Raw genomic sequence first — 12,870 nt, 5'->3', positions numbered from 1 at the left:
TAAATGTAACGTATGAAAAAATGGATCATATACAGTTGTTGCTGGCTGGGCGGTTTACCGCTGGCTGCACAGACAACTTCGCTGACAGTTGGTGAGTACAGGCAAAAGGTACTGAATTACAGCCAGCAGATCAAGCAGAGTGCCGAACAGCGCATAGCTATGCAGGAAGCGATGAAGACGGCTAAAACGGCTTATCTGCCACAGGTGAATGTTTCTGGGAATGTACAATACCGTATCAATGACTACGATATGGATTTCGGCGGAGTCAAGGTTCCGATGGCGAACGAAACTTACAGTGTCGAAGCCGGATTGACACAGACCTTATATGGCGGCGGGGCTGTCCGGAACAGCTATAAGGCTGCCGAGGTACAGAAAAATATAGCCGAGAAAGCGGAAGAACTGACCGTCGATAATATCCTGTATGCCGCCGATGTTAATTATTGGTCGACGGTGGCCAAGAAAGACCTGTACCGGGTTATGAATCAGTATGTGAAGATTATCGGAGAACTGGAGAAGGTGCTGACGGACCGTTTTAATGACGGATATATCAGCAAAACCGATCTTTTGCAGGTACAGGCCCGTTTAAAGGATGCTGAGTTGCAGAGAAGTAATGCTTTTAAACAATTTCAGGTGGCCTTGCAGAATCTGAATGTATTGATGGGGGAGTTACCGATGAATGAGGTTTATATTACCGACAGTATCAGTATGTTGCTGGCACTGCCTCCTCAAATCGGAGCGGAAGCCGCTTTTGAAAACCGGCCCGAATATACGATTGCCGGGTTGAATATTGAATATCAGAAGCGGCAGGTTAATCTGACCCGTAGCAAATATTTGCCCTCCCTGGCGGTTGGATTAAAGGAAAACTGGGGCACACAGATGCTGAATATCGACGGTTCGACAATGTGGAATACGGTTGCTTTTGCTTCGGTGAGTATTCCGGTTTTCCAGTGGGGGGCTCATCGTAAAGAGGTGAATGTACAGCGGGCCATGTTGCATAGCAAGGAGTATGACCTGCAAATTACAAAGGATCAGATTACCCTGGAAGTCAGTAATGCCTGGACAAACCTGACCGAAAATACAAAACAGATAGCGGTGGCTGAAGAAGCCTGCCGGATAGCAGAAGAAAACCTGGAGTTGAATACGTTCAGCTATACGGAAGGAAAATTGCCGATTATCGATGTGCTTTCGGCACAGGTGACCTGGATTCAATCATATAGCAGTTTGATTCAAACCTGGCTGCAACAGAAAGTTTCCCTGGCAGATTATAACAAAGCTATCAGTCATTGATACCGGCGCTGGATGTCGTGTAAATCGGGAAACGGATTATTCAATAGTAAAGACACAGAGGATTACTTCTGTGTCTTTACTGATTTTATTCTATATTTGTTTTTTAGAGCAAATAAATTGTAAACCATGAAAAAGCAGTATCTGTCGGTCATCCTTATGATCGGTTTGTCGATTGTATTTTCGGACTCTTTTGCCGGGCGGAAAAAAGTGGGACTGGTGTTGAGTGGAGGCGGGGCGAAAGGAATAGCCCATATCGGAGTAATCGAAGTGTTGGAAAAAGCCGGAATCCCTATTGATTATGTGGTCGGTACCAGTATGGGATCTATTGTTGGCGGATTGTATGCCATCGGTTATACCGGAGAGGAACTGGATACGCTGGTGCGGCAACAGGACTGGACTTTTTTGTTGAGCGATAAGGTGAAGCGGGATTATCTGCCTTTTATGGAAAAGGAAGCTACAGAAAAATATGTTTTTTCTTTTTCTTTCGGTAAAGGGAAGGAAAGGCGTGTTCCGGCCGGGTTTGTTGCCGGGCAGAACGTTTACAATCTTTTTACAGATTTGACATTGGGATATCATGATTCGTTGGATTTTAACCGGTTGCCCATTCCTTTTGCCTGTATTGCAGCAAATATCGTAGACGGACAGGAGGTGGTATTGAATAAGGGGAATCTGGTGCAGGCGATGCGGGCCAGTATGGCGATTCCGGGCTTTTTTACTCCGGTACATCTGGATAGTATGGTATTGGTGGACGGCGGTATTGTCAACAATTTTCCGGCAGATGTAGCCAAGGCTATGGGAGCAGATATCATTATCGGAGTGGATGTACAGGCTGACTTGCGGAAGAGCGATAAGTTAAATACTTTTCCGGAGGTGATGGGACAGTTGATTAATCTGATGTGTTTAAATAAGTTCGAAGAAAATTATGCATTGACGGATTTGTATATAAAGCCGGATATTAATGAATATTCGGCTGCCAGCTTTAATCCGCAGGCCGTTGATACGCTGATTGTCAGAGGCAAGAGGGCTGCCGAGGCGCAGTGGGAAAAGCTGATGGCTTTGAAGAAGGAAATCGGAATAACGGAGGAGGTAGTACGGAAACCCAGGCAGATACAGGAAGATACCTTTTTTATACGTTCGATCGTGCTGAAAGGGGTATCCGAAGACGAGGCCAAACGATTGCGCCGGAATATCCGGATACAGGAAAATGAAGGGATTACCCTGACCGGGTTGCATAGAGCTATCGCTTCTCTGTATGGGACAAAAGCTTTTTCCGGAGTAACCTATCGTTTGCTCGGGGGGCCGGAATACGTTCTGGAATTGTTGCTGACGGAAAAGCATATGGATGTTGTGAATCTCGGTTTCCGTTTCGATACGGAAGAAATGGCTGCTATTTTATTGAATACCAAATTCAATTATAAAGCTTTGGGAGGGTCCAAGTTTTCTCTGACTGCCCGTTTGAATAAAAATCCTTATATCCGATTGGACTATGCTTTGGAAAATCCTTTTTTACGGCGTTTGAATCTGGCTTATATGTTTCGGTACAATGATTTTAATCTGTATGACAAAGGAAGTAAAAGTAACAGCATTACTTACCGCTATCATTTGGGAGAAGCCAGTTTGTCCGATCTTTATTTCCGGAATTTCAAATTCCAGGTGGGGGTGCGGTATGAATATTTCGATTATGATCCTTTTTTATATAAGGAGGATAGTCAGGGTACGGATGCCATATCGAAAGGATACATTAGCTATTTTGCCTTGGCTCATTTGGAAACGTATGACAGAAAATATTATCCGACCCGGGGATTGTCTTTTGAGGCTGCTTATTCGTTGCATACCGATAATTTTGTCCGGCTGGACGGACATGCTCCCTGTTCGGCTTTGAGTGCCGGATTCACGGGTGTCGTATCGCTTTCCAACCGTTTTAAGATGTTGCCTTCTGTATACGGGCGTGTGTTGATCGGTAATTACGTGCCTTATCCTTATCTGAATTACATGGGAGGGCAGGTAGAAGGCCGTTATATGGCACAGCAGCTTCCGTTCGAAGGTATCAGCCATATCGAAGTCTTTGAAAAATCATTGATGGTGGCCAGGTTGCAATTCCGTCAGCGTATGGGAAGCCGCCATTATCTGTTTGTGACCGGAAATTTTGCTTTACAGAACGATAATTTTTTCGATATCCTCGGTGACCGGGGGATCTGGGGCGGAAGTGTGGGTTATTCTTATGATACGGCTGTCGGGCCCATCGGTTGCAGTTTCAATATGTCCGATTATACCGATAAGCTGGGTTTCTATTTTAATCTCGGGTATTATTTTTAAACAGGTCGAAACCTGAAATTGTGAATTTCCGGCCCTTTTTTCTTAAGAAAAAAGGGCCGGATTTATATTGATAAGGTTTTTGTTAAAAATGCATTTGATAATCAGATTGTTATAAGTGAAGTGATAAGGTTTTTGTTTTTGCCTGTCTGAATTTTTTTGGCTTTTGTACTTTAAATTTAGTACAGAAAAACCGGTTATCATGAATTATGCAGCTTTTGTGTTGTTCCGGTTGAATAACGGATGTGTCGCGTGATAAACGAAATAAGATAGGTTATTTGCCTTATTGTTCGAATTGTCTGACAATGCTTGATCTATTTTTTGTATTATTTATTAAATCTTTTCAATTATGAAAACTTTGGGACTTTTTACGTGTGCTATGTTATTGTTCTGCCGGGGGTATGGACAGCAGTTAAACCAATTGTACGATCTGCCGAAAATCCAGCAGGATAATCTTTCGTTACCGACCCCTGAGCCGGCTCAATTGATCCGTTATGTGGACTATCCGGTGTCTTACAGTACGGGTATACCGGAAATATCGGTTCCGCTTTATACTGTAAAATTGCGGGAACTGTCATTGCCGTTGAGTTTGTCTTATCATGCGGGAGGTATTAAAGTGGAGGATGTTTCAGGTAATACGGGATTGGGGTGGAGTCTGGTGGCGGGAGGTGTGATCAGTCGTGTGGTCAACAACCAGCCTGATGATACCCGTTCTTTCGATTTGCGGGATCAGATCAGTATTATAAACCGGCAGGAGCATACATACCTGAAACAGGTGTTGCGGCATGAAAAAGAGGCTGGTTACGACCGGTATTATTACAATTTTCCGGGAGGAAGCGGTTCGTTTATCTATGATGTCAATACGAAACAGATTACCGAGATTCCGGTTACCGATAATAAAATAGAAGTATTATCGGTACCTTCGGCGGTCTATTCCAAATTCAATTTTAAAATAACGACACCGGACGGTACAGCGTATTATTTTACGGAAACGGAAGGGATCGGGAAACGAAATCCGGTAGCGACTTCAATGACCAATTTATATGTGAATACGGATTACAGGACTACTTCGAGCTGGTATCTGACAAAAATCGAAACGTTTAATAAAACGGAGACCATCGAATTTGTTTACCGGAATGTAGGCCAGTGGTCGCGTAGTTTACCGGTCAATACGATATCCGGTTCGGCAAGCGCGGCTTTAGGGGATGTCCCGGTGGGGGATTATTCCCCGGACATATTGGGTTGGAGTTCCGTGGAATATTTCGATTGTAAGGTGTTATCGGAAATACGCTATAAAGGAGGGAAGGTTGTATTTACACATATGCAGGACCGCACGGATAACGGCCTGAAAGCCCGGTTAAGCCGTATGGATGTATATGCTGGTTCGGTTTTACGGCAGTATGCCGTGTTTCAGAATCAGAACAGTTATTTCGGAGACGGGCGTTTGCGTCTGGCGGGAGTGACGGTTTACGGTTCGGACGGTAGTGTTGCCGATCGTTACGGTTTTAAATATATAGATGAAAGTGTAACTATCTCTTCCCGTTTTGCCCAGGATTTTTTTGGGTATTACACAGCTTCCAAGACCCAGAATCTGACTTTTCTGAATACCGGCAGTGTGCGGATCCCCGGGAAATACGATTATTCTTTTTCCGATGCGGAAAGGTATTCTTTGAAACGTATTACGAATGCGACGGGCGGGTATACGGAGTTTGTCTATGAAGCGAATCAGCATGATGAACCGGTCATCGGTCCGGTATCTATCGGTGTCCGGATCAAGGAAATCGGTCAGTATGAATCGGACGGAACCTTATTACGCAAACGGAGTTTCAATTATTACGACAGTTTCACGTCGATAGATTTTACAAAAGTTAATGCCAGTTGCTTTCTGACTCAAAGCGGGATAAAAAGTGTCGGTACCATTTTTGAACGGGTTATGGTGTCGCAATCGAATTCTTATTCTTCGGGCAGTGTTTTGCCCGGCTTATCCCTGGAAAATGCCCGGGTATATTACGGGCGGGTATCGGAATTGACCACCGGAGCCGGAAGCGGGGATACGATCCGGACGGATTACGAATACAACCCGCGTTACGGACGCAACCATTTCGTTTATGCCGGATGGCCGCATGTACCTTCCTATCCGTTCGAAGGATCTGAAGACCGGCGGTATCTGGGGAGCGGTTTCGGTTGTTCCCTGGCTTCCCAGTGCGCTCCTTATAAGTTACAATTTATACCGGGATATTTTCTGGAATCGAATTGGGCTTACGATAAACTTATCCGGCGTACAATGTATAAAAAAGAAAACGGAATCTTTAAACCGGTGGAGATAGAAACCCATGAATACGAGAAATTCGATTTGAAAGAATTGCAGGTAGGACTTTATGTACAAGGTATCGTTTACACGATACAGGACCGGACCAATGGGCAGTATTCGGAAGATTTCAAAAGCGTAAATGATTTCTTTTATTTCGATGTAAATCTTTACAACGGGTATTGCAAGTTGAAATCGACGACGAAAAAGCAGATTTTCGGGAGCGATACGCTGCGGGAACGCTGGGACTATGCATATTATACCGTTTCGCCCCAAAAGAATCCGGGTACTCCGATTGCCGAAACAGACCCTTTTGCCAATTATACGCCTTTGGTGCCGGAGAACCCCGGAATCGACCGGCCTATAGATACTTTACATCCGGTTACTCCTGAGCGTCCGAAGGATCCGACCGATCCCGGCGATCCGGGAACGTCCCTATTGATGTCGGTCCGGAGCGCCGGTTCGATCGACAGACCGCTTATTCCCGATACAATACAGCTTGCCGATATCGGTAATTCGGCATTGTTGCGGAGTGAGTCTTATACCTGTAACGGCAAGACGTACAAACGGGAATATACGTATGCAACCGATTTTTATCTGATCGGTGCTCATAATTTGTCGGCTTTGAAAGAAGAAAAGTTTTCTATCGACGGAGTGAAAAAAGCGGCTGTTACCTATAATTATACGCAAGTAGCCTGCGGTGGTAAGACAATAACCGTGCCGTCTACGGTCTATCGTCAGGTGGAAGACGTCGAAACCGACCGTAAAACCGTCACTGCTTATGACGTGAACGGTTGTCCTGCCAGTATGACCAGGACGGGAGAGCCTGTGACCTGTTATCTGTGGAGTCATAACGGGCTGTATCCGGTCGCCGAAATTAAGAATGCGTCTTATCCGGCGGTGGTTTCAGCAATGGGAGGTACTTCCGTTGTAAACGCGATGGCGATGGCTGCCGAACCGACGGCAAGCGATCAGAATCGTTTGGAAGGTCTGCGTGCGGCTTTACCGGGAGCTTTGGTCACCTTGTATACTTATCTTCCTTTTACCGGTCTGACGTCGGTTACCGATCCTTCGGGCCGGAAACAGATGTATGGTTATGATTCCTGCGGACGTTTGTTATCGGTGAAAGACGAGGACGGGAATATTGTGGAACAATATGAATACCATTTAAAAGAATAGGGGATTGCCTTCACAGGGGAGAACTTTTTTGAGATTATCGGAATTTTTTTCATTTAATATTTTATCGTTATGAAAATCGTTTTTTTTCTGTTTTTTTTGTTTCGGGGCTTTTGGGTGCTGGCTCAAACCGATCTTGAGCCTCTTCCGTTGCATACGATAACGCCTTCTGCCGATCGCAATTATACGATCCGTTATCGTCCGCATTTTGGGGTAACTTTTGTAAATCATCGTTTGGGTTTGTCGGGATCGGAAGCGACGATCAGCTATTTCGACGGGTTGGGGCGTTGTGTGCAGGTGGTGGAATCCGGAGCGAATCCGGGCCGTCAGGATTTGATTACACCCGTTTCACCTGATTTCTACGGGCGTGAAGAGGTAAAATCCTATCTTCCTTATGCAGGCGGTACGGATAAGGGGATTTACAATACCGGTGCACAATCGGCGCAAAACAACTATTATGGTGGACTATACGGTTCTTCGGGCGGTAATGCTTACGCGTACAGTGAGCGCCGTTACGAGGAATCGGGTGCCGGTCGTTTGCTGGAAAGCAGCCGGCCCGGAGCCCCCTACCGCTTGTCCGGCGGGCATACGGTTCGTTACAATTATAGCTTGAACAGCGGAAATGAGGTCCGCCGGTATGTTTATGCTAACGGCAGTGTGAGTAGCCCGGGGTATTTTGCTGCCGGCACATTGTACCGTCAGGAAATATCTGGAGAAGATAACCGCCGTCGCATCGTATTTACCAATTTTCGGGGCGATGCGGTACTGGAGCGCTGTTATGCTTCTTCCGGGGAAGCTTTGGATACCTATTACGTTTATGATGTGCTGGATCGTCTGGTTTGTGTGATTCCACCGATGCTCGGAGGTAGTGCCGTAATCTCTTCTGCTTCTTTATCGGCCTATTGTTACCGCTATAATTACGATAAGCGGGGAAATATTACGGAGCGTATGCTTCCCGGTGTGGTGACGGAAAAGATCGGTTACAATGCTGCCGGACTTCCTGTCAGCCGTGACCAGGGAGACCGGCATTTTATGTTGAGTTATGATAACCATAACCGTCTGTTACAAGAGTCGTACCGTTACGGCAGCGGTAGCAGTATTGTACTGACGGAGCGTTGTTACGACAGTTATCCCCCGGTAAATGGATTGGGGTTTGTGGCTGCTACAGGCTATGCTTCGGCTTATGACAGTCGTGTAGTGGGGTTACAGACGTATGAGAAAGAGCGGATACTGTCCGGTAACAGTGTCTCGGAACCGGGGCTTTCGGGACGTTATATCGAGCGTTGTTTTTATTACGATAGTAAAGGACGTTTGATACAGCGTGTTGAGAAAAACCATTTGGGCGGAGTGAGCCGTTATCATTATGCCTATGATTTTGTGGGTAATGTGACCTCGGAATGTGAAACTCATACCGTCGGTGGTGTTACCACAAATTTGGAGAAAGTCAATAACTATGACCATGTAAGTCGTTTGCTTTGTTGCAAGGTATACCTGAACGGAGTATATAAAGGCAAGGTGGATTATGAATACGACGCATTGGGTCGATTGTCTGTCCGCCGTTACGGGGAGAATGCGGCGACGGAAACCCTGTCATATGATATACGCGGCCGTTTGACGGAACAGGGTTCTTCTTTTTTCCGTTTGGGATTGCGGTATGAGAATGCACAGAAAGGGCCGGGACTTTATGGGGGAGATATTTCGGAATGGAGTTGCCGTTACGGTAGCAAAGCGGAACAGTTGTATACGTTTTCTTATGACGGAGCCGGCCGATTTACCGGAGGTAACCATTACGAAAACGGTGTTTTGGTAAATAAATATGTGGAGCAGGGGATCGGTTATGATAAAAACGGCAATATATTATCATTGAAGCGTTACAGCAACGGTGTTCTGGTAGACAATCTGGCCTATAGCTACAACGGTAACAGCTTGTCCGGCCTGACGGAATCGGCCGTGGTCGCTTCGGGCGATATTTACGAGCGCAAGAATGTATCCGGCGGCAGCTATGACTACGACATTTACGGTAACCTGTCAAAAGACAGTCGAAAAAATTTGAATTTTGAATACAATATTTTAAATTTGTTACATAATGTCAGGGAAGGTAGTATAATTATGGCTGGTTATGAATACAGTTACGGCGGAGTTAAGTTAAAGGTATGGGGTAGTGACGGCAACGGTTATGCTTATGTGGGAAACCTGGTTTACCGGGTTACGGGTAGTTCTTTTGTTTTTGAAAGCGGTCTTTTCGGTGAGGGGGTAGTGAGCGGCAGCAGTATCTGTTATCATCTGAAAGATCATCTGGGCAGTATCCGCGCAATTGTCGACGGCAGCGGCCGTTTACTGGAAGAGAACGATTATTATGCCTTCGGTCATCGGCATTCCCGCAGCGAACAGGCACAGTCTTCCGCAAACCGTTTTAAATACAACGGCAAGGAATTACAGACGGTGGGTGGCCTGGGGTATCTGGACTACGGCGCCCGCATGTACGACCAGTCCTTAGGGCGGTGGTTTACGACGGACCCTTTGTCGGAAAAGTATTACGGTTTGAGTCCGTATGTATATTGTGGGAATAATCCGTTAAATATGATTGACCCGGATGGGAGAGCGGCAAGTCCGTATTATGATAGTGATGGATTTTTTTTAGGGACAGATGAGGAAGGATTTCGTGGAACAGTACGTATTGTCACAGGCCGAACAGCCGCTCCTAAGAGTAAGGAACGACTTAGTCCTCAGAATAGTAAGCCTTTGGAAAAGGTTTCTCTTTCGGCTAAATCCTATTCCCGTATATATACGGATATATTGAAACAATTGGGCTATGATGTATCACTGTTGGATGGCGGCGAGGTTGCCGTAAAAAATGGGGATGACACATATAATGATCCTTCTTCTAGTGTTGAATATGCTATAACGACATATATAGTCGGAAATAAAAATTTTCGCATATCTGTAGATCAGATGGATGACGGAGTACAACGTGATTTAAATACAGTCGAGCATATTGAAAATGTTTTGGGTGTACACGAATATACCGGACATGGAATAAGGAGATTCAGTAGAACAAAGAGAACTCATTATATGGCTTATGAATTGCAATTCAAACACGCTTCGTGGAAACATTGTACCCCTCTGTTTCGTGGAGAAATGTTGTCTAGATATTATGGTATAGTAAAAAAGGAGAACCCGGACCGTTATCGTCAGATGCGTCCTTTAATTTTAAAATATTGGTATAAATGAACAGATTTCTTTTTTTTATAATTTTTGGAATGCTTTTTGGTTTTCACGGATGTCGTAAGCCGGAGTCTTTGGTTGATAAGATCAATATCCGTATAGATCGAGTCTATTCGGATCAATATCCGGATAAATATTATCCATTGGGAGAGAGTTTTATGGGATTTCTTTTTTTGGATATCACCATAGAGAATCATAGTGATAGTGTTGTGCGTATTTTTATGCGGGAATATCCGGAAGATCCTAGCATTCCTAGCAGGCATCCTTCCCGCTTGAACGGAGCTTATGGTATATATCAGGGTGATACGCTTGAAATGGAAGCTCATCGTATTTTAAATATTCCTCCCCATAGTTTTGAAACGCGTCAGTTTATGTATGGAAACGATTGGCTGGAATATCTCTATAACAGAGGCAATTATTCTACGATTCCTAATTTTATGGAAACGCTTTTTCGTAACAGTCATTTTTATTTTGTTATAAATGAACGTTACGTTCGTAAATTGGAACCTTCTCCCGATTTGAATATTGATTTTCTGGGTCGTCCAAATGAAGATGGGGAATGGATACATATAGCTCCTCGTCGTAAAGGGATATTGCATGATAAGCAATAGGTCATTTTTAATCTATTCCCGGCAGAATTTCTGCCGGGATTTTTTAATCTATATATTTTTTGGGTCTTTTCAAATAAATTTGAATTTTGAATATAATCTTCTACATTTGTTACACAATGTCAGGGAAGGTGGTACGATTATAGCTGGTTATGAATACAGTTACGGCAGAGTTAAGTTAAGGGTATGGGACAGTGACGGCAACGGTTATGCTTATGTGGGAAACCTGGTTTACCGGGTTAGAGGTAGTTCTTCTGTTTTTGAATGCGGTCTTTTCAGTGAGGGAGTGGTGAGCGGCAGCGGTATCTGTTATCATCTGAAAGATCATCTGGGCAGTATCCGTGCGATTATAGACGGCAACGGCCGTTTACTGGAAGAGAACGATTATTATGCCTTCGGTCACCGGCATCCCCACAGCGAACAGGCACAGTCTTCCGCAAACCGTTTTAAATACAACGGCAAGGAATTACAGACGGTCGGCGGCCTGGGCTATCTGGACTACGGCGCCCGCATGTACGACCAATCCTTGGGGCGGTGGTTTACGACGGACCCCTTGTCTGAAAAGTATTACGGTTTGAGTCCGTATGTATATTGTGGGAATAATCCGATAAATATGATTGACCCGGATGGGCGGGATGCGATTTATATTGCTTTTCCAAAATACAGAGCAAACGGAATTCCATTTACTGGACACGCAGGAGTTTTATTGATTGACAATAAAACAGGTCTGACAAAATACTATGAATATGGAAGATACGATAAAGAGGGTAAAGGCTTAGTAAGAACTGTTACAATTTCAAATGTCGTTATAGGAAAAGACGGAAAACCTACCATCGAAAGTTTAAACAAAGTAATGAAACAACTTTCTGATTAATCAGGACACGGTGGAGATATAGAGGGCGCTTATATTATAAGCGATAAATTCAAAGAAATGAATGACTACGCCAAAGGTAAAATGTCAGAAAACAGTGACCCAGATAGAAAAAAATATTCTATAATAAGTAATAATTGTGCAACTTTTGCTGAAAACGTTATTACGCAAGATAAAAGCGTTGATAAACCAAGTAGTATAATCAATAGTCCTGTAAATATTGTTGATGAGTATCAGGAAGAGGGAAATGCAAGAGTTCAATATAATGCTAAAACAAAAACTATTATAATCGGAACAGGCAATGAAAAAGATGCAAAAATTAAGATTAAAGATAATAAAGATTAAATTGTTATATTTTTTTGCAGGAATTATAATAGCTATTATTTGTGCGATTTTATTCTTTAATTGGAAGTTCAAGCAACCATGTGAAGAATGGAAAAAACCTGTAAATGTTCCTATTTCTGCTGTTTGGAAAGGCGGTTGTGATGGTGGTAATTGGGTGGAATTGGTAGATATTAAGACAGATACAATTCGATTTAGAATTTACCGTGATTGGAATGGCGATTTAATATTGGATGCAGATTTTGTATATCAAAATTGCAATGATTTACGATTGACAGAAGCAAATTGGAATGAATACGTTTCGTATTTTGATAATGCTTTGGAAATTTATAGTAAATTTCAATCGGATAGTAGTTATTGTCGATTAATTCCTGTTTATCCTGCATATTACGAGGAAAAAGTTGAATAATAATTAAACAAGAGGCAGTTTTAATTGGCTTGTTTTAAATATTAAGAACGAGATTCATTTTTGAATCCCGTTCTTTCTTTCTCCTTAGGAAAAAGATAGGATTTATTGACTGAATTTCAGTAGTAAAGTCTTTTACTTAAAAATTATTATCTTTTATATTATATTGTTATGTGATTACACAAAAAATTTACTATTATAAATTGTAAGATAAGAATTATTATATTCAAGTAAACGATAGCTTGAAATATAGGTTTCACGGCAGAAATTCTGTCTGGATTTTTGTGTTTTTTATAATGTAAATTTTTTTGTTATTCTGATAAATCCGGTGTTT

At 43.3% G+C, this 12,870-nt stretch carries 8 protein-coding genes; all 8 read left to right on the top strand.

Annotated elements, in window-relative coordinates:
- Positions 1–12 precede the first annotated feature (12 nt).
- The 8 genes from DD657_RS04460 to DD657_RS04425 all read left to right on the top strand — a co-directional run bounded on the left by DD657_RS04460 (position 13) and on the right by DD657_RS04425 (position 12,539).
- Entirely contained in the window at positions 13–1,287 is a 1,275-nt protein-coding gene (locus DD657_RS04460) for a TolC family protein (RefSeq protein WP_068689315.1), read from the top strand.
- A 126-nt stretch (positions 1,288–1,413) separates the two neighbouring features.
- A complete protein-coding gene (locus tag DD657_RS04455; protein ID WP_021988640.1) occupies positions 1,414–3,603 on the top strand; it encodes a patatin-like phospholipase family protein in 2,190 nt (729 codons plus the stop codon).
- Between the two features lie 346 nt (positions 3,604–3,949).
- A complete protein-coding gene (locus DD657_RS04450; RefSeq protein WP_287048681.1) occupies positions 3,950–7,087 on the top strand; it encodes an RHS repeat domain-containing protein in 3,138 nt (1,045 codons plus the stop codon).
- Between the two features lie 69 nt (positions 7,088–7,156).
- Positions 7,157–10,315 carry an RHS repeat domain-containing protein gene (locus tag DD657_RS04445; RefSeq protein ID WP_287048679.1) on the top strand — a complete coding sequence of 1,053 codons (3,159 nt, stop codon included), beginning with the start codon at positions 7,157–7,159 and terminating at the stop codon, positions 10,313–10,315.
- Positions 10,316–10,344: 29 nt separating this feature from the next.
- Positions 10,345–10,920 (top strand): hypothetical protein, encoded by a 576-nt coding sequence (locus DD657_RS04440; protein WP_287048677.1) that lies wholly within the window; start codon positions 10,345–10,347, stop codon positions 10,918–10,920.
- A gap of 106 nt (positions 10,921–11,026) precedes the next feature.
- Positions 11,027–11,791, top strand: coding sequence for an RHS repeat domain-containing protein (locus DD657_RS04435; protein ID WP_287048676.1), 765 nt, complete (start codon positions 11,027–11,029; stop codon positions 11,789–11,791).
- A 57-nt stretch (positions 11,792–11,848) separates the two neighbouring features.
- Positions 11,849–12,133: a hypothetical protein gene (locus tag DD657_RS04430; protein ID WP_287048674.1), complete on the top strand. Its 285-nt coding sequence runs from the start codon at positions 11,849–11,851 to the stop codon at positions 12,131–12,133.
- The gene (locus tag DD657_RS04425) at positions 12,090–12,539 is read left to right on the top strand and encodes a hypothetical protein (RefSeq protein WP_287048672.1); all 450 of its coding nucleotides are present in this window, start codon (positions 12,090–12,092) and stop codon (positions 12,537–12,539) included. The genes DD657_RS04430 and DD657_RS04425 overlap by 44 nt, the downstream gene beginning before the upstream one ends.
- The last annotated feature ends 331 nt before the right edge of the window (positions 12,540–12,870 follow it).

It is taken from the genome of Culturomica sp., from assembly GCF_003524185.1.
GTDB classification, from domain to species: Bacteria; Bacteroidota; Bacteroidia; order Bacteroidales; family Marinifilaceae; genus Culturomica; species Culturomica massiliensis.
Note: the sequence above shows the minus strand (reverse complement) of the source record. Positions and strands in the feature narration are given on the sequence as shown.

Bases quoted from the DNA above. Each gene is read 5' to 3' on its own strand.
- DD657_RS04425 (WP_287048672.1), top strand. From the start codon at position 12,090: ATGAAAAAGATGCAAAAATTAAGATTAAAGATAATAAAGATTAAATTG.
- DD657_RS04440 (WP_287048677.1), top strand. From the start codon at position 10,345: ATGCTTTTTGGTTTTCACGGATGTCGTAAGCCGGAGTCTTTGGTTGAT.
- DD657_RS04445 (WP_287048679.1), top strand. From the start codon at position 7,157: ATGAAAATCGTTTTTTTTCTGTTTTTTTTGTTTCGGGGCTTTTGGGTG.
- DD657_RS04455 (WP_021988640.1), top strand. From the start codon at position 1,414: ATGAAAAAGCAGTATCTGTCGGTCATCCTTATGATCGGTTTGTCGATT.
- DD657_RS04430 (WP_287048674.1), top strand. From the start codon at position 11,849: ATGAATGACTACGCCAAAGGTAAAATGTCAGAAAACAGTGACCCAGAT.
- DD657_RS04450 (WP_287048681.1), top strand. From the start codon at position 3,950: ATGAAAACTTTGGGACTTTTTACGTGTGCTATGTTATTGTTCTGCCGG.
- DD657_RS04460 (WP_068689315.1), top strand. From the start codon at position 13: ATGAAAAAATGGATCATATACAGTTGTTGCTGGCTGGGCGGTTTACCG.